The 21,393-nt window shown below is 61.1% G+C and carries 19 protein-coding genes; 8 read left to right on the top strand and 11 right to left on the bottom strand.

The genetic code is table 11. The features are described 5' to 3' along the window. Positions 1-3: 3 nt before the first annotated feature. From nuoI to B4920_RS05480, 8 genes are all read left to right on the top strand, one after another. Positions 4-492 (top strand): NADH-quinone oxidoreductase subunit NuoI, encoded by a 489-nt coding sequence (nuoI, locus tag B4920_RS05515; RefSeq protein ID WP_079433615.1) that lies wholly within the window; start codon positions 4-6, stop codon positions 490-492. A 42-nt stretch (positions 493-534) separates the two neighbouring features. Then, the gene (locus B4920_RS05510) at positions 535-1,137 is read left to right on the top strand and encodes an NADH-quinone oxidoreductase subunit J (protein ID WP_079433614.1); all 603 of its coding nucleotides are present in this window, start codon (positions 535-537) and stop codon (positions 1,135-1,137) included. Between the two features lie 32 nt (positions 1,138-1,169). Continuing rightward, a complete protein-coding gene (nuoK, locus tag B4920_RS05505) occupies positions 1,170-1,475 on the top strand; it encodes an NADH-quinone oxidoreductase subunit NuoK (RefSeq protein ID WP_079433613.1) in 306 nt (101 codons plus the stop codon). A gap of 12 nt (positions 1,476-1,487) precedes the next feature. Beyond that, positions 1,488-3,542, top strand: a complete 2,055-nt coding sequence (nuoL, locus tag B4920_RS05500) for an NADH-quinone oxidoreductase subunit L (protein ID WP_079433612.1) — start codon at positions 1,488-1,490, stop codon at positions 3,540-3,542. An 86-nt stretch (positions 3,543-3,628) separates the two neighbouring features. Further along, positions 3,629-5,110, top strand: coding sequence for an NADH-quinone oxidoreductase subunit M (locus B4920_RS05495; RefSeq protein WP_079433611.1), 1,482 nt, complete (start codon positions 3,629-3,631; stop codon positions 5,108-5,110). Positions 5,111-5,150: 40 nt separating this feature from the next. After that, complete coding sequence (nuoN, locus tag B4920_RS05490; protein WP_079433610.1) at positions 5,151-6,617, top strand: NADH-quinone oxidoreductase subunit NuoN; 1,467 nt, start codon at positions 5,151-5,153, stop codon at positions 6,615-6,617. 42 nt (positions 6,618-6,659) lie between these two features. Then, entirely contained in the window at positions 6,660-6,959 is a 300-nt protein-coding gene (locus B4920_RS30900) for a DUF2818 family protein (protein ID WP_079433609.1), read from the top strand. A 318-nt stretch (positions 6,960-7,277) separates the two neighbouring features. Continuing rightward, complete coding sequence (locus B4920_RS05480; RefSeq protein WP_079433608.1) at positions 7,278-7,571, top strand: DUF3579 domain-containing protein; 294 nt, start codon at positions 7,278-7,280, stop codon at positions 7,569-7,571. Positions 7,572-7,678: 107 nt separating this feature from the next. Here B4920_RS05480 and B4920_RS05475 read toward each other — a convergent pair whose 3' ends face one another. The 11 genes from B4920_RS05475 to B4920_RS05425 form a co-directional block, all read right to left on the bottom strand. Beyond that, positions 7,679-8,923: a pyridoxal-dependent decarboxylase, exosortase A system-associated gene (locus B4920_RS05475; RefSeq protein ID WP_254050835.1), complete on the bottom strand. Its 1,245-nt coding sequence runs from the start codon at positions 8,921-8,923 to the stop codon at positions 7,679-7,681. Continuing rightward, complete coding sequence (locus B4920_RS05470) at positions 8,923-10,521, bottom strand: acyl-CoA ligase (AMP-forming), exosortase A system-associated (RefSeq protein ID WP_079433606.1); 1,599 nt, start codon at positions 10,519-10,521, stop codon at positions 8,923-8,925. Before B4920_RS05470 ends, B4920_RS05475 begins: the two co-directional genes overlap by 1 nt. A 125-nt stretch (positions 10,522-10,646) precedes the next feature. Continuing rightward, positions 10,647-11,897 (bottom strand): glycosyltransferase, encoded by a 1,251-nt coding sequence (locus B4920_RS05465; RefSeq protein ID WP_079433605.1) that lies wholly within the window; start codon positions 11,895-11,897, stop codon positions 10,647-10,649. Positions 11,898-11,909: 12 nt separating this feature from the next. Further along, the gene (locus B4920_RS05460) at positions 11,910-12,758 is read right to left on the bottom strand and encodes a hypothetical protein (RefSeq protein ID WP_079433604.1); all 849 of its coding nucleotides are present in this window, start codon (positions 12,756-12,758) and stop codon (positions 11,910-11,912) included. A gap of 20 nt (positions 12,759-12,778) precedes the next feature. Beyond that, positions 12,779-13,651 (bottom strand): hydrolase 1, exosortase A system-associated, encoded by an 873-nt coding sequence (locus B4920_RS05455; protein WP_173862642.1) that lies wholly within the window; start codon positions 13,649-13,651, stop codon positions 12,779-12,781. Beyond that, positions 13,648-14,517: a hydrolase 2, exosortase A system-associated gene (locus B4920_RS05450; protein WP_079433602.1), complete on the bottom strand. Its 870-nt coding sequence runs from the start codon at positions 14,515-14,517 to the stop codon at positions 13,648-13,650. Before B4920_RS05450 ends, B4920_RS05455 begins: the two co-directional genes overlap by 4 nt. A gap of 13 nt (positions 14,518-14,530) precedes the next feature. Then, a complete protein-coding gene (locus B4920_RS05445) occupies positions 14,531-14,800 on the bottom strand; it encodes a phosphopantetheine-binding protein (RefSeq protein WP_079433601.1) in 270 nt (89 codons plus the stop codon). Then, positions 14,797-15,927, bottom strand: a complete 1,131-nt coding sequence (locus B4920_RS05440; RefSeq protein WP_079433600.1) for a 2-oxo acid dehydrogenase subunit E2 — start codon at positions 15,925-15,927, stop codon at positions 14,797-14,799. Before B4920_RS05440 ends, B4920_RS05445 begins: the two co-directional genes overlap by 4 nt. Before the next feature lie 28 nt (positions 15,928-15,955). Continuing rightward, positions 15,956-17,947, bottom strand: coding sequence for an alpha-ketoacid dehydrogenase subunit alpha/beta (locus tag B4920_RS05435; protein ID WP_079433599.1), 1,992 nt, complete (start codon positions 17,945-17,947; stop codon positions 15,956-15,958). A 113-nt stretch (positions 17,948-18,060) separates the two neighbouring features. Further along, entirely contained in the window at positions 18,061-18,312 is a 252-nt protein-coding gene (locus tag B4920_RS05430; RefSeq protein ID WP_079433598.1) for an acyl carrier protein, read from the bottom strand. A gap of 223 nt (positions 18,313-18,535) precedes the next feature. Next, complete coding sequence (locus B4920_RS05425) at positions 18,536-21,268, bottom strand: nitrate reductase (protein WP_079433597.1); 2,733 nt, start codon at positions 21,266-21,268, stop codon at positions 18,536-18,538. Positions 21,269-21,393 lie beyond the last annotated feature (125 nt).

Raw genomic sequence — 21,393 nt, 5'->3', positions numbered from 1 at the left:
GATATGGGTTCTATGAAGAATTACGTAGGGAGCCTGTTCCTTAAGGAATTGCTTAAGGGCTTGGCGCTGACCGGACGTCATCTCTTTGCAAGGAAGATCACGGTTCAGTTTCCCGACGAAAAGACGCCCCAGAGCTCCCGTTTCCGCGGATTGCATGCGCTGCGTCGCTATCCCAACGGGGAGGAGCGCTGCATCGCGTGCAAGCTGTGCGAGGCGATCTGCCCGGCCATGGCGATCACGATCGAGTCGGAGCAGCGCGATGACGGTTCCCGGCGTACCAGTCGTTACGACATCGACCTGACCAAGTGCATCTTCTGTGGATTCTGTGAGGAAGCATGCCCAGTCGATGCCATCGTCGAAACCCGTGTTTTTGAGTACCACGGCGAAAAGAGGGGTGATCTGTATTACACCAAGCAGATGCTTCTCGCGGTTGGGGATCGGTATGAGGGGCAGATTGCCAAGGATCGAGAAATCGATTCCAAGTACCGGTAAGGACGCGGAAGCGGCTACAGACACACACATCGGAATACGCAGATGGATTTTCAGTCGGTAATCTTTTACTTCTTTTCGACCGTGCTGGTACTGGCGTCGTTACGTGTCATCACGGCGCGTAATCCGGTGCACGCGGCCTTGTTCCTCGTCCTGGCGTTCTTCAGCGCAGGCGGCATCTGGATGCTGCTGCACGCGGAGTTCCTGGCGATTGCGCTGGTGATGGTTTACGTCGGGGCGGTGATGGTGCTGTTCCTGTTTGTCGTGATGATGCTCGACATCAATCTCGAACGAATCCGACAAGGCTTCTGGAGTTATCTGCCGGTTGGCGCACTGATTGGTGTGCTGATGGTGGTCGAAATGATCATGGTGCTGGGTGGCCGTTACTTCGGTCTCGACGCAATGCCGCAGCCCGCCGAGGTGGAGCAGGGCTACAGCAACACCAAGGAACTCGGCCGTCTGCTTTATACCGAGTACGTTTATCCGTTCGAACTGGCATCGATTGTGCTGCTGGTCGCAATGGTGGCTGCCGTGGCGCTGACGCTGCGCAAGCGCAAGAACGTGAAGATCATCGATCCCGCTGCGCAGGTTGCTGTCAAGCGTGATGATCGTGTGCGCATCGTCTCGATGCGTGCAGAAAAAGAATAATTTCTGCTGGCGATCGTCAGGGGGGCCTAGTAATGATTTCGTTGTCTCACTATTTGATATTGGGTGCCATTCTCTTCGCGATAAGCGTGGTTGGTATCTTCTTGAATCGTAAGAACTTGATCGTGCTGCTGATGGCGATTGAGTTAATGTTGTTGGCCGTCAATTTGAACTTCGTCGCCTTCTCGTATTACCTCGGGGACGCCGCAGGCCAGATTTTTGTGTTCTTCATATTGACTGTGGCAGCTGCGGAATCGGCCATTGGCCTGGCGATTTTGGTTGCACTGTTCCGCAACCTGCGGACCATCCACGTTGATGATCTGGATAGCCTCAAGGGATAAGGAAGCGTTCGAATGACTGGGATGCAAAAGCTATATCTGCTGGTTCCGCTTGCGCCGTTGTTTGGTGCGATCATGGCGGGGCTGTTCGGGAAGATCATCGGCAGGCGTGGAGCTCACACCGTCACCATCGCCGGTGTCGCAACGGCCTTCGTGCTGTCCGTGCTGATCTTCCAGGACGTTCAGGCCGGCAACACCTTCAACGGTACCCTGTACCACTGGGCCTCCAGCGGCGGGCTCGATCTTGAAGTCGGTTTCATGATCGATTCGCTGACCGTGATGATGATGCTGGTAGTGACCTTCGTGTCCCTGATGGTGCACATCTATACGATCGGCTACATGGCAGAGGATCCTGGTTACCAGCGCTTCTTCAGCTATATCTCGCTGTTCACGTTCTCGATGCTCATGCTTGTCATGTCGAACAACTTCCTGCAGTTGTTCTTCGGCTGGGAGGCCGTGGGCCTGGTGTCCTACCTGCTCATCGGATTCTGGTACACACGTCCGACGGCGATCTTTGCGAACCTGAAGGCCTTCCTGGTCAATCGGGTGGGTGACTTCGGTTTTCTGTTGGGTATCGGTTTGATCGCGGCGTTCGCGGGCACCCTGAACTACACGGAAGTGTTTGCCAAGGCCGGCGAGCTTGCTGGCATGACGATTCCTGAGACGGGCTGGCCTCTCATCACTGCCATCTGTATTGGCCTGTTCATCGGCGCCATGGGTAAGTCCGCCCAAGTGCCGCTGCATGTGTGGCTGCCTGACTCCATGGAAGGCCCGACCCCGATTTCGGCACTGATCCACGCGGCGACGATGGTGACGGCCGGCATCTTCATGGTTGCCCGCATGTCTCCGCTGTTCGAGCTGTCCGAAACGGCACTGTCCTTCGTGCTGATCATCGGCGCCACGACCGCGCTGTTCATGGGTTTCCTGGGTATCGTGCAGCACGACATCAAGCGCGTCGTGGCTTACTCGACGCTCTCGCAGTTGGGTTACATGACCGTTGCGCTGGGTGTGTCCGCCTACTCGGCAGCCGTCTTCCACCTGATGACCCATGCCTTCTTCAAGGCGCTGCTGTTCCTCGGCGCGGGTTCGGTCATCATCGGCATGCATCATGATCAGGACATGCGCAACATGGGCGGCCTGTGGAAGTACATGCCGGTCACGTGGATCACGTCGCTGCTGGGCTCGCTCGCGCTGATCGGCTTCCCGTTCTTCTCGGGCTTCTACTCCAAGGACACGATCATCGAGGCTGTGCAACTCTCCGAGCTGTACGGTTCCGGCTATGCCTATTTCTGCGTGATTGCAGGGGTCTTCGTGACGGCTTTCTACTCCTTCCGTATGTACTTCCTGGTTTTCCACGGGGAGGAGCGTTTCGGCAAGGCTCACGAAGAGGCTGTCCATGGGCATGATGCCCACGCCGATGAACACGCTCATGATGAGCATGGCCACGATGACGAGCACCACGACGAACATCATCATGGGCTGGCGCCGGGCCAGAAGCCGCACGAGTCGCCGTGGGTCGTTACCGTTCCGCTGGTTCTGCTGGCCGTGCCTTCGGTGCTGATCGGTTACTTCAGCATCGACAAGATGCTCTTTGGCGACTTCTTCAAGGGTGTCATTCATTTCGCCGAGCATCACCATGCGATGGCTGAACTGGGCGAAGAGTTCCATGGCCCGGCTGCGATGGCGCTGCATGGTTTGACGTCGCTTCCGTTCATCCTGGCGACCAGCGGTGTCGTACTTGCCGGTCTGCTGTATTTGGTCGTTCCGTCCGTTCCGCCGGTTATCGCCCGGGTTTTCAGCCCGATCCATCGCCTGCTGGAAAACAAGTACTACTTCGACAAGATCAACGAAGCGGTCTTTGCTGCTGGAGCCCGACTTGTTGGCCGCCTGCTGTGGAAGGTCGGCGACCAGACCATCATTGACGGTATTGCAGTGAATGGCTCTGCAAAGGCTGTTGGTCTGATCGCGCAGTTGTCGCGTCTCTTCCAGAGCGGCCACATCTATCAGTATGCGTTTTCGATGATTATTGGTGTTTTCCTGTTGCTGGCTTTCTGGGTGAATCGCGGTTGATTCGTTCAGCGACGAATTGCAGGGAACACTTCACATAATTTAGGACTTTTGCGCCCCTTGCGGGGCGCATAGAACGGAAAGTAGAGATGACGGGTATTCCATTCCTCAGCCTTGCGATTTGGGTTCCGATCGTTGGTGGCCTATTAGCGCTCGCTTCGGGGTCGGACCGTAATGCGTCGGTCGCGAGATTTCTTGCGCTGTTTTTTGCGCTTGCGGGTCTGGCCGTCAGCATCCCGCTCTACACGGGCTTCGATGTCACCACGAGTGCCATGCAGTTCGTTGAAGCCTATCCGTGGATCCCGCGCTTCAACATCAACTATGTGCTGGGTGTTGATGGTATTTCGGTGCTTTTCGTTCTTCTGAACAGCTTCATCACCGTGATTGTCGTGGTGGCCGGCTGGGAGGTGATTCAGGAGAAGGTTGCTCAATACATGGCTGCCTTCCTGATCATGTCCGGTCTGATCAATGGGATCTTCTCTGCGCTGGATGGCGTGCTGTTCTACGTCTTCTTCGAGGCATCGCTGATTCCGCTGTTCATTATCATCGGTGTATGGGGCGGGGCGAACCGCGTATATGCGGCTATCAAGTTCTTCCTATACACCCTTGCGGGCTCGCTTCTGATGCTGATTGCGCTGCTTTACCTGTTCATGGAGTCGGGCGGCAGCTTTAATATTCTAGATTGGCACCAGCTCAAGCTCGGCATGGATGTGCAGAGCCTCATCTTCCTGGCGTTCCTGGTCTCCTTCGCCGTGAAGGTACCGATGTTCCCGGTTCATACCTGGCTGCCTGATGCCCACGTGGAGGCACCGACCGGTGGCTCCATCGTGCTGGCTGCAATCGCGCTGAAGCTGGGGGCCTACGGTTTTCTGCGGTTCGCTCTGCCGATCGCGCCGGATGCGAGCCATGCCTTTGCTCCGCTGATCATCACGCTGTCCCTGATTGCCGTGATCTACATCGGCTTTATCGCGCTGGTGCAGACGGACATGAAAAAGCTGGTGGCTTATTCGTCCATTTCTCACATGGGTTTCGTCACATTGGGCTTCTTCATCTTTAATCCGCTGGGTGTCGAGGGCGCGATTGTCCAGATGATTTCCCACGGTTTCGTGTCTGCGGCCATGTTTGCCTCGATCGGCGTCCTGTATGACCGCATGCACTCTCGCCAGATTGCCGATTACGGCGGTGTGGTGAACGTGATGCCCAAGTTCGCTGCGCTGTTCATGCTTTTTGCAATGGCAAACTCCGGCCTGCCGGCCACGTCCGGTTTTGTCGGTGAATTCATGGTTGCGCTGGGCGCCGTGAAGTTCAATTTCTGGATTGGTTTCGGTGCCGCGACTACGCTGATCCTCGGTGCCGCCTATACGCTGTGGATGTACAAGCGTGTGGTGTTCGGCGCAGTGGCCAATCACCATGTGGCTGAGCTGACCGACATCAACAATCGCGAGTTCGTTTTCCTTGCGATCCTTGCCGTGTGTGTTCTGGCCATGGGTATCTATCCCTTCCCTGTAACCGAAGTCATGCACGCGTCGGTCAATGAACTGCTCAAGCACGTTGCTGTGAGCAAGCTTTGAGCCTGTAACGGATACGAAACCAGCGGAATGTGGCCTTAAGATGAACTTTGTAATCCCTGATTTTTACCCAGCAGCGGCCGAGTTGTTCGTCGTTGCAATGTCCTTCGTGATTCTGCTTGCGGGCACATTCTCGAAGCAGCCTCGCAACGTTGCTTATGCGCTGAGTCAGCTGACGCTGATCGGGGCGGCTGCAATCACGCTGTTCACGATGGACGGGCAGGTGAGCTTCACGTTCAGCAACATGTACGTGGATGATCTGATGGGGGACTTCCTGAAGCTTATCCTCTACTTCGCCGTTGCGATCGCGCTGCTGTATTCGCGCAGTTACATGCACGAACGGAAGATCGAGACCACCGAATATTACGTGCTGGTAATTTTCGCGACCCTGGGCATGATGGTGATGATTACCGCCAATCATTTCCTGACGATCTATCTGGGGCTCGAACTTCTGTCGCTGGCCTCGTACGCGATGGTTGCTTTGCTGCGCGATTCGGCCCGTGCGACTGAAGCTGCAATGAAGTATTTCGTCCTTGGTTCGCTGGCTTCCGGTCTGCTGCTGTATGGGATCTCGATGCTGTATGGCGCTGCAGGCACGCTGGAGATTTCCGGTGTGGCACAAGCCATCTATCAGCAGGCGGGCAACAAGACTGTGCTGATGTTCGGGCTGGTGTTCATCGTGGCAGGGCTTGCTTTCAAGCTTGGTGTCGTTCCCTTCCACATGTGGATTCCCGACGTCTATCACGGTGCACCGACTTCGATCACGCTGTTCATCGCTTCGGCGCCCAAGCTGGCTGCGTTTGCGATGGCAATGCGTCTGCTGGTGAATGGCCTCTTCGAGTTCGCTGAGCAATGGCAGTCGATGCTGATGGTGCTCGCCGTGTTGTCGATCGTGCTGGGGAACCTGGCGGCTATCGCCCAATCGAACCTCAAGCGCATGTTGGGCTATTCGGGCATTTCCCACATGGGTTTCATGCTGCTTGGCCTGGTGTCCGGGGTGGTTGGCGGTGATCGTCATTTCGCCCTCAACGCCTACAGCTCCGCGATGTTCTACGTCGTTTCGTACGTGCTCACGAGTCTTGCTTCTTTCGGTGTGCTGCTGCTGCTGTCGCGGGCTGGCTTCGAAGCCGAGACGCTTGACGACTTCAAGGGCCTGAATAAGCGCAATTCCTGGTTTGCCGGTGTGATGGCCATGGTGATGTTCTCGATGGCCGGTATCCCGTTCTTTGTGGGTTTCTTTGCAAAGTTCTCTGTGCTGCAGGCTGTCGTCGCTGCCGGTTACATCTGGATTGCGATTCTGGCCGTTGTAATGTCACTCATCGGAGCGTATTACTATCTGCGTGTCGTGAAGGTGATGTTCTTCGACGAGCCGCTGGACGCCACGCCGCTCACCGCTCCGGCCGACATGCGTGTGCTGTTGTCCCTGAATGGGATCGCCATCGCGGGGCTTGGGCTTGTGCCGCAGGGGCTGATGTCGCTCTGTGCGTATTCGCTGCTGGGTTCTCTTTGAGCATTATCCGAGCATAACAACTACTGGAAGGGCAGGTAAAAGGTGAGGCACATCGGCGAGTTGGTCCTGCTGTTTGCCTTGGCGAACCTGCCTTTCTTCAGTGAGCGACTGTTCTTTCTGTTCCGTGTATCAAGGGAAAAGACAGTTCTGTTGAGAGTGCTGGAGCTGATTGTCTATTACTTTCTTGCCGGAGCCGTTTTCGGAGCACGGGAAGTATCCGAAAACGGTTCTCGTTATTCCCAGAATTGGGAGTTCTTTGCGATCACCTTGTGCTTGTTTGCTGTGTTTGCATACCCGGGGTTTGTCTACCGTCATCTCTGGTCGCGTGACTTGAAGTCTTAGGGTCGCGCGTCGTGCGTCTCCCTGGATATTTGATTCAGAACTTCGACCTTGTGCCGGTTTGGTTTATGAAGTGATTGAATGGAACTGTGGGCTGAGGCCCACAGTTTTGCTTTTTGGGGGACGGAGATGAGAGCGTTTGCTTGTGTTTGTATGTCCAGGAACGATCGTCTAGCATTCAGTCAGTCGTGGTTTCTTCTCGGTGGGGTTAGATCGGATTACGTTCCATAATGAGATTTTCGGAGCCTCTTCGCGAAAGGGAGACGGGGGGAGCGCTTGTGGTAAGGCTGTTGTTCGGCGAAATCATTTCAGTCATCGCACATGATTCAAAAAATCGAAAATTTCGTTATCGTTGGTCGCACTAGTGATGGGAGAACGTTTCGTCCTAGTGATTGGGCGGATCGCTTGTGCGGGATAATGTCCGTGTTCGGAGCGGACAATCGCATGACTTATTCCCCATACGTTCGGCCTGCATGTAATTTGCGGGGTGACAAGACAGTGCTCGTGGATGCGCGAATCCACGATATTGAGCCGCTGGCGTACAATTTTTTGAGGAATTTCGCGAAGGATAACGATCTGCAGGTGGAGTCACTGCCTGACGATCATTTTGGTTAGGGCTGTCTGAAGCTGCTTTTTGTCCGTTTCATCAGGATTCGGGCTGTGAAATGCAGAGGGGCCACGCTGATCTTGCGTGGCCCCTTTGCATTATTGAATCCGTTTCTTCAGACCAGAATTTCGACTACCCGGGGATGGTCCAGAAATGTCTGCGGGCTAGCGCTGGCACCGTAGGCGCCAGACTGAAAGATGACGACGAGGTTGCCGGGCTGGGCATCGGGGAGAAGCATCCGGTCTGCGAGAATATCGAGTGGTGTGCACAGGGGGCCGACAATGGAGACTGTTTCCCCGGTAGGCTCGCTCATGCGGTCTCCAATGGCAACGGGATAATTCTTGCGGATGACCTGGCCGAAATTTCCGGAGGCGGACAGGTGGTGATGAAGGCCACCGTCTGCCACGAGGAAGGTATGTCCGCGGGAGTCTTTCCGGTCTACGATCTTGCAGACATAGACTCCGGCCTCGCCGACCAGGTAGCGCCCCAGTTCGATGACGATCTCGGCGCCTGGAAACTTGCTTGCCGCCTCTTCTTCGATGGCTTTGAGATTGGCGCCGATGGCTGTCAGATCGAGACGCTGCTCGCCGGGGAAATACGGGATGCCGAAGCCACCACCGAGGTTGAGGAATTTGACGGGGGCTGGCGCATCTTCGGCGAGCCGTACTGCCAGATCGAAGCACTTGCGCTGGGCTTCAATGATGGCGTCGGGACGGAGGTTCTGCGAGCCTGCGAAAAGATGGAAGCCTTCGAAGGCAAGTCCGGCTCGGCCGATGTCCGCGAGCAGATCAGGCACTTTTTCGGCGTCGACACCGAACTGCTTGGGGCCCCCGCCCATTTTCATGCCCGAGCTCTTCAGTTCGAAGTCCGGGTTCACACGCACGGCCACGCGGACCGGCCAGCCGCTCTCCTGGCGGATGGCGGCCAGTTCGGCAACCTCACGGAACGATTCGACGTTGATCAGAATGCCCGCAGCTACAGCTTGGCGCAGTTCCTCATGGCGCTTGCCCGGCCCGGCAAAGCTGATATCGCGGGGATTGGTGCCGCTGTCGAGGGCAATCTTGAGTTCGCGTCCAGAGGCCACATCGATGCCGTCGACCAGACGGGCCATGTGGTCCACCACGGCAGGCATCGGGTTGGCCTTCATGGCGAAATGGATCTTGATGCCTGCAGGCAGGACGCCACGTAGCTCGGCAACGCGTTGGCTCAACAGTCCGCGATCGTAAGCATAGAACGGAGTCTGCCCCACGCGTTCAGCGAGGCGGCGCAGGGGGATGCCACCGATCAACAGCTCGCCATCAGCGGACTGGAATTGGTCCATCGCTACGTGGACCGGTTTGTCGCGGCTTGCGTCACTCATTACTGTACCTTGCGGGCCGTTTCGAATTCGGTAGACAGTGTCTTGCGGTCGATCTTGCCATTAGGATTGCGGGGGAGCGGGCCGTCCCGCGCTTCGATGACGGCGGGCACCATGTAGGCGGGCATGCGTTGCTTGCACTCATTCAGCAGCGCCGCGCTATCGAGCGGGCTACAGTCCTTGCCGGTGGCGATGACACAGATGGAATGGCCGAGACTGGGATGCGGCACACCGAATGCCACGCATTCGCCAACCAGTTGGGTGCTGTACAGGATCTCTTCGACTTCGGTGGGACTGACCCGGTAGCCGGAGGTTTTCATCATCTCGTCGCGACGGCCGATGAAGTAGAGATAGCCTTCCTCGTCACGACGGACGGTGTCCCCCGAAAACACGGCGATTTCCGGCAGGACGAAGCCCGCCTGGCGTCCGGGGGCCGTATTGGGAAGGGGTTTGAAGCGTTCGGCCGTCTTGTCCGGGTCGTTCCAGTAGCCCAAGGCAACCAGCGCACCACGTTGGACCAGCTCGCCAGGTTCATTAGGGCTGCATTCCGATCCATCTTCCCGCAACACCATTACCTCTGCATTGGGTATGGCCTTGCCGATCGAGTCAGGCCGGCTATCGGCCTGATCTGGCGGAAGATAGGTCGCGCGGAATGCTTCGGTGAGACCGTACATAAGGAAGGGCTGAGTCTTGGGCAGCTGCCCGCGGAGCAGCTTGAGGGTCTCGAGCGGCATGCGTCCGCCGGTGTTGGCGAAATAGCGTAGATGCTCGGTGACCTCGGCGGGCCACTTCAGCTGGGCCAGCTGAATGTACAGCGGCGGCACGGCAGTCAAGCCGGTGATTTTTTCCCTGACGACCGCCTTGAGTACGTCCTGGGGCAGCAGGTAGTTCAGCAGCACGACCTTGGCGCCGCTATGGAAGGCGGTGGTGAGCTGGGAGAAGCCCGCATCGAAGGACAGGGGCAGGGCTGCAAGCAGGGTGTCGTCCGGATTGTTGCCGAGATAGCTGGCCACGCTCTTGGCACCTGCAACCATGTTGCGGTGGGACAGCACGACTCCTTTCGGACGCCCGGTGCTGCCGGAAGTGTACAGAATGGACAGCAGATCGGTGTCGATGATCCGGTGGCCCGGCTGCGACGGAGCGGCGAGCAACTCGTCCCATTGCACGACGTTTACGCCCGGCAGGGTGAGCGCTGCGGCTGGCCGGGTAGTCAGAACCACGTGGCGCAGGTCATGGCAGTGGGGCAGGGCATCCACCAGCAGGGGCAGGCGCTCAGCCGAGGTCACCAGCAGGCGGGCGTTGCAGTCCCGCAGGATATGCATGACCTGTTCGCCCTTGAGGATCGGATTGACCGGCACGAAGGCACAGCCCGCGCGGGCCGTACCAAAGCTGGCGACGACAGTTTCGATCTGCTTGTCGAGAAAGATCCCGATCCGCTCGCCCCGCTCGAGGCCGAGGGCCATCAAGCCTGATGCAAAGGCGCGTACGCTGGCCTCGAGCTCGCCATAGGAGAGGGTCAGGTTTCTCGTACCGAGGGCTGCAGCCTCCGGGCTACGCTCGGAGGAGGCACTGATGAGTTCGTGAAGTAGCGTCGTGGTCATCTTTGCGGGGGACTCTATTTCGGATGCCTATGACAAAGGGGCTATTGGCCAGTTTTAGCAACGAGTCTAGCGCAAGCCCATCGTTCGTCCTGCACATTTGGACACGGGCATGCGTGGGATGCCGTTCAGCGGCTTATCGACTCCAGCAGGCGCGCCAGTTCCTCGGTGCGTGAGCGTCGGGAGCAGGTATCGGCCAACTCACGGCGGACTCCGTTGAGCTGTCCCGATTGCCATGCGGTTATGAAGCTACGCAGGGTGCCGCGGATCGATTCCGCGTCGGCGATATCCGCGATGTGGGTACAGCCGAGTTCGCGGAGAAGATGGGCGGTGTTGCCAGCGAAATCCGTCAGGCCCAGGATGGGCTGTCCGGCGCGGGCGTACTCGTACAATTTCGCTGGAATCTGGTGATTGCAGATGGATGCCTGCATCAACAGCAGTCCATCTGCACGCAGCATCTCCTGCAGGGCCGACCGGTATGCGATGGTGGGTTCGATGCTGACAAGATCTTCGATCCCGTAATCGGCGATCATCTTGCGGTAGAGGTCGTCGGTGCCCGTTGCGCGGAGTACGACCTTCAGGGTTGCCGCGCTGATTTCCCCAGCCTGCTTGAGACTCTGGAGTGCTGTGAAGAAGGGGCGTGGATCCCGCTCCTGCGGATAAAGGATGCCGCTGTGGACCAGAACCAGCTGTCCTTCTGCGCCAAGCCGGTGCCGATCGAGGCCGGTTTCAGCATCCTTGAAGTTCTCTTCGTCGAAGCCGTTTTCGATGATTGCCCAGCGGGAGGATGGAATCTCCGGGTAGCGTTCCGCGTACATGTCCAGGGTGCCCTGGGTGGTGAAGATGGCCTTGGTGCAGTGGGTGACAAGAGCCTTCTCCAGTCGGCGGTGCACCTTCCAGGTGACCGGGTCGCGCGGATAATCCGGCTCCGTCATCGCATCCCGGAAATCGGCCACGAAGGGGAGGCCCGTCAACCGGTGGAGGGTCAGGCCGATCCAGTGGGACGTAGCGATCGGATAGGTCGCCATGATGGCCTTCGGCCGGTACTTGCGGATCATGCGCAGCCCCGTCAGGACGCCCATCGGCCACCAACTGGCCCAGCGATCGGGTTGCGCCATCCAGCGCAGATACCGCCCCTTGATCGACAGATGGCGCTGTGTATTCAGCCCGAAGGCGCGCTCGACGATCATCCCGTCGGGAATCTCCTTCATCTGGTCATCGCTGACCATTTCATAGGCGCGTGGCGAGATGGTCAGGATCATTGGCTCCCAGCCATGATCCCTGAGATAGGCAGAAAATTTCAGGGTACGTTGAATGCCACTACTGACCCGGACGGGGGGATAGTGGAAGGCGACCATCAGGATGCGCTTGTCGGTCATGGGGCCGTTCCATTAGAGATTCATGGCGACCGTCTCGGAGTAGAGATAGTCGATGTCCGGCTCCTGGAGGCTCGGGCTGAGGTACAGCTTAGCGTTGAAGCCGGAACGAATTCTGGAGGGGGACACGTCGCAGCGCAGGTGCCGGGTGTCCACATGGGTGCTGACGATCCCGTTGAACAGGAAATGGGTGGTCAGGCGCCCCACATGCCGACTGAAGACTTCGGGGTCTCCGACGTGGATGATGCGGGCTGCCGGCAAACCCTTGAATGTCCAGCGCTTGTAAATCACGTGGCACCAGGACGTACCGGAGCCGACGATGAGGTGCGTGAGCCAGGGAAAGCCAGCGTTGTCACGATAAGCCTGCCGGGCGTCGCCCTGTAGCGTGGCCTCGATCTTCGCTGCTTCGGTGATCACGCGACCACTGGCCAGCAGGCGGGGCAGGTTCAGTATGACGGTCTGACGTTCGTCGATCGGTTTGAACTTGAGGAAGCGCAGGACTCCACCGACGACCTCGGTCGGCGAAAAGTCGGTGAAGTGATAACCGGGCTGTTCGACGATGGCCATCGCCAACCGCATGCTCTGCTTGCGGTAGGCATCGAGCACGCACCAGCTGGTGATGTTGCAGAAGCGCTCCTCACGACCGTTGACGCGCCGCTGCGCATAGATGGCACCGATACCGCCGGCGATGCGACCCTCGTCGCGCATCAGGAAGCCGAAGTTGGGGCGTTCCGGGTCCCAGCCGACGCGCAGTGCCTGTTGCCATTCGGCCGGGCTGCGATCCTTGCTCAGGTTGGCGTAGAGAAATTCGGCGAATTCCGGCAGGTTCTGCTCGGTCACCGGCTCGATAATCGGTCTGGCCATGAAAGATGAGAGAGATGGAATCAGTGTCCGCGCAGCCAGCCCAGGCTCCAGCTGACGACCTGGTCACGCCATTCCCGTGACGAAAAGGTATGGTCGCCGTCCTTCAAGTCGAAGCGCGTTGTGGGTTTGGCGGCGATGGCCGTTTGCCAGGGGGCGGAGTCCCGAATGAGGTCGTCGAATTCCTTGGCGATGAAATCGCGTCCGCTCATGACCAGCATGACCGGCCCCTTGAAGCGGTTGAAGCCCGTATACAACCGGTCGGGTAGCGAGGCACTGCGGGGCAGGGGGGCGAACGGATCCGCTGCTACATCGCTGTTCTTGCCCGAAGCACCTTTTGCGGCGGCGATCAGCGGAATGGCAGAGCGCACCGAGTCGAGGATGTTGAACTGGAAGCTGAACACCTTGCGCCAGAAGCTGGGCTGCATGATGCGGTTGAGGTAGTAGTGGCGCAGCACGGTCTTGGCCTGACCCGCCTCCGTGCGGGCCCACGGGTTGAGCAGCACCAGACCCTTCACGCGGGGATCCCGGTAGGCGTAGAACAGGATCGCTGCAGCGGCGTCGCATTCGCCCCACAGGATGATCTCGTCGAGCCCGGGGGCTTCCTTGAGCAACTGGTCGATGCCGGTCTGGATGTCATCGTCGGCGTCTTCGAAACCGAGGAACTCACCATGACTGTCACCCATGCCACGGTAGTCGAAACGCAAAACCGGAAAGCCCTCTGAAGAGAGCTTGCGCGCCCACAGAACGAGCTGTCGGTGCCCGCCAACGCGGTATTGGGGACCCCCGCCGACCACCATCAGGACGCCGCGTCGGGCCGCCGGATTGGCAGACGGATGAAAGATGCCGACCAGCGGAGCGCCGTGGCAGTCGAAACGTATCGCGCGTTCGTTCATGTCGTTCCTGCCTTCGCCCTGAGCCATTCGGTCGTCAGGCGGATGGCCTCGGGGGCGAGGGCCCGCTCATGAAGCTGCCAGAAGGCCTGCCCATCGAAGCCCTGGACTTCCGTTTGCACTCCCGCAGCCTGCCAGGTACTCAGCACGCGCTCTCCGGCCGCGGAGGGCACGCTGCCACCGGGCACGATCTGCTCGAGCCAGAGTGTGGCGGTATCGGCCGGGGGCGGAAAGTCGGCGAGTTTGCGGCTGTCCAAGGCCTTGGCCAGCTCAGGGTGTATCTCGTAGCCGCCGACTTCCACAGGAGTGCCGGCTGCCAGCTGCTCGCGCATGCTGGCAGTGGTCTCCTTGGGCAGGTCGCTGCGGTCCATGTTGGCGGCAATGCGCATGCGCAGGAACTGCGTGAAGTACTGCTTGCCGTCGGTCACGGGCTGCCAGGCAATCAACGCGGGACGCGATGCCGGCGCCTTGTCGTGAAGCCATTCGGCGGCCAGCAGCGCGCCAGTCCGGATACCGAGGAGCACTGCGCAGCCTTCCCGTTCGTCGAGCCAGTCGACCGCGGCCCCAATGTTCTCCAGCCAGGACTCCCAGCGTGCATCCCCGTAATCGCCGTCGCTGTCGCCGGTCCCGAAGGGGTCGATGACCAGGGTGCCAAAACCGAGCCCTGCGAAAGCCTGGGCCTGTAGTGTGACCATGCTGCGGCAGCGGTTCATCTCCTCATTGAAGGACGGGACGCACAGCACGTGTCCGCGGGCTGCGGGCAGCGTGTGGTGCAACACAAAGATGCGTCCTCCCGGGGTATCGAGGAAGAAGGGGACGACGTCGATGGCGGCTTGCGTCGGCGCGCCCGCGGGAAAAGGGGCATTCATCGCGATGGGGAAATCAGGCCTGGCCCTTGCGTTTGATGACGTATTCCGCCATCAGGGCGATGGAGCCGAGATTGTCGATGGTGATCTCTTCAGGTTTCAGCGGGATTGCAAAATGGCTTTCGTACCACATCAGCAACTCCAGCAGACCCGCCGAGTCGATCAGGCCGGAGGCGGGAATCAGTTCGTCGTGGGCCAGGTCGCTGGCGTCTTCGCCGAGGGTTTCGCAGATCTGGATCAGCTTCTGCTTGATGGCATCTTCGATGGCGGCTTGGTTGAGGCTCATTGAGTATTTTCCTTCTTGCGGTCGGGGACGGCCGGCTTGGAAAGCTTGCGCAGGGTATTGACCACCTGGAAGCCGTTCAGGACCCGGTGATCGTAGGTGGCGCCCAGCACGTGGCGACCGTCGGCGGACACGGCGTGGGCCACCATCAGCGCGGTGTGCGGCGGAAGAATGGGGATGTGGCGGCTGACCTTCCAGCGGGCCATGCTGGAGAATGAAATCGTGGCGCCCTGCAGCTCGGCCGGGACGAGCCGGTGACCGGCTGCGCGGCGCTGGATGTCGCCCTGTGCATTCACGAAACCGCTCTCGTCGAGGGTGTCGGCGTTGCGCAAGACGGTGAGATACAGCGTCTCGCCGGCCTGGACGGTGAAACCGAGATTGATCTCGCCGTACTCGTAGCGCTGTTCGCCGACATGGGTGGCGTTGAGGGCCGGCGTCTCGCGGGCCAGCTCGACCAGGCGCCAGGCCATCAGGGACAGCAGCGGACTCAGCATCAGGCGATGGCGATCGGCGTAATCCTTGGCGTAGGCATCCCACGGCTGCGGGTCATATTCGAGCTCGATGTAGCCGGGGACAGCGAAATCACGGCTCCAGCTGACGGTGTTGACCATGCCGCGTTCATCCGGGCGGAGCGGACGCAGGGCGCCCGGTACGTCCGGCAAACGGTCGATGCGTGTGGCCACCGGGCTGCCGGAGGCCTGGGCGGTCCTGCCGCCCTTGCCGGCGACGTAGTGCTCCACGTCTTCGGCAGTCAGGCGTTCCCCGGCGGCCGGAACCTGGTCGGCGGTGAGTCCATGGCGTTTCAGGAGGAGGCGGGCCTTGGCGGTTGGCGCACCGGATGCCTGGCCAGCCCGCGTCTCGACCGCCGCTGCGGCAGGCACGACTTCATCGGCGCTTTCGCCGAGCCAGACGAGAATGCTGCCCACCTCGACCATCGTGTCGACCTCGGCCTGCAGGCCGATGACGTAGCCTTCGGCCGGCGCTTCGATATCGACCACGGCCTTGTCGGTCTCGACCTGGCCGATGACTGCGCCGCGGTCGACCTTTTGGCCAATGGCCACGTCGAGGGCGATCAGCTTGACCTGGTCGTCATTGTTGTTGATACGCGGTGCGTGAATGGAAACGGCCATCTTGTTCCTCGGAAATCTCTGGGGCGGCTCAGATGAGATCGAGCACGCTGGCGACAATCATCTGCTCGTCCGGGATCTGTTCCCGTTCCAGGCTGCGGGCGGAGGCTATGGGCACCGGCGCCAGGCCGACACGGAGCACCTGGCCGGTGAAGCCGGCCTCGGCGAGCATGGCCAGGATCTCGGCGCTGACGCCGAATTCGTGGTGGGATTCCTCGACCACGACGATGCGCGGACGATCCAGCAGGGCGTCGAGCAAGGTGCCGCGGGGAAGCGGTGCAAGCAAGGCCGGTGCGACGATCTCGACGGCCAGCTCTTCCTGTTCTTCCAGTTGTTTCGCGGCACGCTCGACGACGGGCAGCATGCCGCCGAAGGACAGCAGCGTGACGTCCGGTGCATCGGCGCCGCGGCGCAGGGTGGGGAACAGGTCGGCGCCCTGGTCCTCCGGGCTGGCTGCAACGAGCTCGTAGTCCGCCGGATCCTGGGCTTCGCCGTATAGCAGCTTGTGCTCTAGGAAGACGGTGGGATTGGGCCAGCGTTGGACGGCATCCACCAGCAGCTGCCCCACGTTGTGGCGGTGGCTGCCGAACAGGACGGTGAGGCCGGGGACCGAAACGAACAGGTTTTCCGGGTTCTGGCTGTGGGTCGGCCCGTAGCCGCGCCGTCCTCCAGCTGGCGTGCGGATCAGCAGCGGTACTTTAACGTCCTCGAACATGCCCGGGAACTTCACCGCATGGTTGTAGAGCTGGTCCATGCACAGGGTCAGGAAGTCGGCGAACATGATCTCGAGGATCGGCCGCTCGCCGTCTAGGGCCAGGCCGATGCTGGCGCCGGTGATGCCCGCTTCGCTGATCGGCGTGGAGATGACCCGGCCGGCGAAGTCGCCGGACAGGCCGGCGCTGACCTTGAAGGCGCCGCCATAGGGTTCGTGGAGATCCTCGCCGATCAGCAGCACCCGTTCGTCGCCGCCCAGCAGTGTGCGCAGCGCCTGGTTGATGGCGAGCCGGACGTTCGATGCCTTGGCCGGCTGGAGGGAGCCGATGCGCGTCGTGCTGACCGGGCTGAAGGTGTGCAGGCGTTGCGCGTCGAAGCTGGCTTCCGGGGAGGCCAGCGCTTCCGCCTCGATGCGGGCCAGGAAGACGGTGTTGCGCGCTTCGATCGCCTCCCGTTCGCTATCGGCAAGACGGCGGCCGATTGCGGCGAGCGGATCGCGTGCCGCGATCGCGGCTTTCTCGTCGTCGGCGCGCAGGTCGTCACCCTTGCTGTGGGGGCCGAGGCGCCGGGTGTCGATGACCAGCATGCCGGCCCGTCCGGACTCGCGCACCTGGGCCACCACCCGGGCGACCGATGCGCTGAACTCCGGGTCTGCGTCGTTCAGGCGCCAGGTCTGCAGTCCGAAGGCCTGGCCGCGTGCTTCGATGGAGCCGCCAAGTGTCTCGGAGGTGTAGGTGGTCTGGGCGATGCCGTTGTTCTCGACGACGAAGAGCACCCGGCAATTCCAGATGGACGCGAGGTTCATGCTCTCGTACAGCAGGCCCTCACCCAGCGTGCCGTCACCGACCATGATTGTGACGATGCCCGGGGAGTCCTTGCGCTTGCGCGCCAGAGCGAGCCCTGCGCCGATGCCGGTCATGCCGGCCTGAATGCCGTTGCTGTGGAAATGCCGGTAGGCGATATGCTGGCTGCCGCCATAGCCGCCGCAAACGCCGGCCTTGCGTCCCATCACCTCGGCCACCAGCCCGAGGAAATCCCCCGAGTAGGTCATGTAGTGGCCGTGATTGCGGTGGTTGGATAGTACCGCGTCGTCCTCGTGGTCGAGGGCGCGAACCACCGCCATCTGGCACAGCTCCTGGCCGATACAGGTATGGGTCGTGCCTGACAGCAAGCCCCGGCTGAACAGGTCCAGGATCAACTGCTCGGTGCTGCGCAGCAGGTGTCCGAATGCGTACAGGCTGGCGTCATCGAGGCCGATGAGTGGTTTGCCGTGTTCGTTCCGTTCCACGCCAGGAATTGGAAAAAGCATGCGAGGCGACTTTATGCTTATGTTGATCGAGGCGCGAGTATGCCAGAGTCAGAAAAATGCTGGCGTGAAGAAATGTGCAGGTGCACGGGGAGCACCTGCACATGACTGATGAATCAGGCGCCGATCTTGGATTCGACGAAATCGAGCAGGCTGCCGACAGAGGCGAAAGTGCTGCCGTCGATTTCATCGTCATCGGCCACGAAGCCGAATTGCTCTTCCAGGGCCGTAAGGACGGCGACGACGGCCATGGAATCGAGTTCCGGGACGCTGCCGAGAAGGGCCGTGTCACGGGTGAAGGACAAGGCTCGGCCGTTCAGGCTGAGTACGTGGTCGAGCAAGGACAGCAGGCGTTCTTGAGTACGCAAAATATTCCCCAAACAGATGCTGCTGGCGTGCCTGTCGTGAAAACGAAGCCGACCGCCGCAGGCTTTTACCGAGTAGCTCGGCTTTTGTTACCGGAAGCCGCATTATATAGGCTGAGTTTTGCGGGGTATGCGCAAATTTATCCGCGTGCGGATGCAGCGGATGGCGGAGGAGAGGCGACGTGCGCCCCTGGACGGCCCATGAGGGCCATCCAGGGGGCAGGGGTCAGTGCCCGCAGCCTTGCTGGAGGCGTTTCAGTTCGGGCACGCAGGAGCCGCAGTTGGTGCCGCATCTGGTGCGGGTCTGCAGGGCTTCGAGGGACTCGCCGGACTGGAAGGCGGCCAGGATGTCGTCCTCCGCCACGTCGAAGCAGTTGCAGATCACCTTGCCGCGGGCGGCCTGGCCGGCCGGAGGCTGGGTCAGCGGCGCCAGCAGCCACTGGCGCACGGCGGCGGCCGAGTGCCCCTGCACCATCATGTCGGCCAGCCATTCGGCGGCCTTGGTCTCGCCGGCCAGACGCACCGCGGTGAGCGAATCGCCCTCCACAAGCGCGCGCTTGGCAATGTCCTTGCGGCTGTCCTGGTAGGACAGCACCTTGGTCGGGTCGTCGAGGGCCAGCTCCTTGTCCAGGGCCTCAAGCAGCGCCGGTTCCAATTCTTCGCCGCGGGCTTTCAGCACCACTACCGGCGCGGTGCGTCCGGCGAGGGTCAGGCTGGCGTAGGGGAAGTGCGGTAGCCAGCGGCGCAGGCCTTCCATGACCGTCAGTGGGTTGGGATGGAGTTGTCCGTCCTCGCCCAGTTCGGTGCGCCGCATCGCCACGAGGGTCTTGCCGGCGGTGTATTTCTCTACCTGCACGGCGGCGTGCTTGAGTTCGGGCTGCTTCGAGTAGGGGTCGAAATCGCCGGGCAGCAGCACATTGACGCCCTGGCCGCCCATCGTGTTGCCGCCCCAGTGCATCGGGACGAAGCACTGGCCGGGGCGCAGGGTAGCCGATTCGAGGACCTTCAGCACCACTTCACCGCGCCGGCTCTTGACCTTGACCAGATCGCCGGTGGCGAGGCTGCGGCGCTCCATGTCGTCCTTGTGCATGTGCAGCATGGGCTCCGGTTCATGGCTGTACAGGCGGGCCACCAGGCCGGTGCGGCTCATGCCGTGCCACTGGTCGCGCAGGCGCCCGGTGTTGAGGTGCAGGGGGTAGCGGGCGCTCGGCGATTCGGCGGTGATGCGGTGTTCGGTGACGACGAAGCGGGCCTTGCCGGACGGGGTCGGGAAGACGCCGTCCTCGTAGAGCCTGACCTTGCCCTGGCTGGCGCCTTCGGGGAAGGGCCACTGCTGGGGGCCGACGTGCTCTAGCGTCGCATAGCTCAGGCCGGTGATGTCCAGGTCACGGCCACGGGTGGATTCCCGGTGCTCGTTCCAGATCTCTTCCGGTTTGGCGTAGGGGAACATGCGGGCGGCTAGCTCGCCCTTGCCGAGGTGGGCGCCCAGACGCCGGGCGAAGTCCACCACGATCGCCCAATCGTGGCGGGCCTCGCCCGGCGCGGACACGGCGGGTCGGACGCGGCTGATGGTCCGTTCCGAGTTGGTGACGGTGCCGTCCTTCTCGCCCCACGTGGTGGCGGGTAGCAGCAGATCGGCGTAAGCGCAGGTTTCGGTGTGGCTGAAGGCTTCCTGCACCACGACGAATTCGGCGGCCTGCAGGGCTTCATGGATCAGGGCCTGGTCTGGCATGGACTGGGCCGGGTTCGTGCAGGCGATCCATACTGCCTTCACTTCGCCGGACTTCAGTGCGCGGAACAGTTCGACAGCGCTCTTGCCCGGTTTGTCGGGCACGCTGTCCACGCCCCACAGGGCGGCGACTTCGGCGCGGTGCTCGGGGTTGGCCATGTCCCGGTGGGCGGACAACAGGTTGGCCAGGCCGCCGACTTCGCGGCCGCCCATCGCGTTGGGCTGGCCGGTCAGCGAGAAGGGGCCGGCGCCGGGGCGGCCGATCTGGCCGCTGGCCAGGTGCAGGTTGATCAGCGCCGAATTGTTGTGGGTGCCGAAGGAGAACTGGTTGAGCCCCTGGCAGTACATGGACATCGTGGCCTTCGAGGTTGCGAAGATCTGCGCCGCTTCCTCGATGCGCTTCTTGTCCAGTCCGCAGATTGTGGCCGCCATCGCCGGGGTGTATTCGCGGACGGTCTTCTTCAGCGCGTCGAAGCCTTCGGTATGGGCGTCGATGTAGTTCCGGTCCACCCAGCCTTCCCACAGCATCACGTGGAGCATCGCGTTGTACAGCGCGATGTCGGTGCCGGGCAGCAGGGCCAGGTGCAGGTCGGAGGCTTCTGCTGTGTCGGTGCGGCGCGGGTCGATGACGACCAGCTTCATGTCCGGGTTGGCCTTGCGGGCGTCCTCGACGCGGCGGAAGGCGATCGGGTGCGCGAAGGCGGTGTTGCTGCCGGTGATGAACAGCGCGCGAGCGTGGGCGATGTCCGCGTAGCTGCACGGCGGCGCGTCGGCGCCCAGGCTCAGCTTGTAGCCGGCCACCGCGCTGGACATGCACAGGCGGGAGTTCGTGTCGAGGTTGTTGCTGCCGATGAGGCCCTTCATCAGCTTGTTGAAGACGTAGTAGTCCTCGGTCAGCAACTGGCCGGCGCCATAGATGGCGACCGCGTCGGGGCCGTGTTCGGCGATGATCGCGGCGAAGCGTGCGGCGGCCGTGTCGAGGGCCGCATCCCAGCTCACGCGCTGGCGGGCGCTGCTGCGATCGGTGCGCAGCTCCGGATACAGGGCGCGGGTAACCTGGGTTTCAGGCGCGGCGGTCAGGTGCAGCGTGGAACCCTTGGTGCACAGGCGGCCGAAATTGGCCGGATGGTCCGGGTCGCCTCGGACGCCGGTGATGCGACCGGCTTCATGTTCGATTACGACACCGCAGCCGACGCCGCAGTAACAACAGGTGGATTTGGTTTCTGCCATCACGACTCCTTTGGTGGACAGGGTCCAGCAAGCGTCGTGCCATCCGCCTAAGTCGCTGTTTTCCTTGCGCAGAGCCAGACCCGCGCACCAAAGGGTGGCAGCGCGGCGTCAAAATGGTGCGACCG

Source organism: Zoogloea sp. LCSB751 (assembly GCF_002028455.1).
Classification (GTDB): Bacteria; Pseudomonadota; Gammaproteobacteria; order Burkholderiales; family Rhodocyclaceae; genus Zoogloea.
Note: the sequence above shows the minus strand (reverse complement) of the source record. Positions and strands in the feature narration are given on the sequence as shown.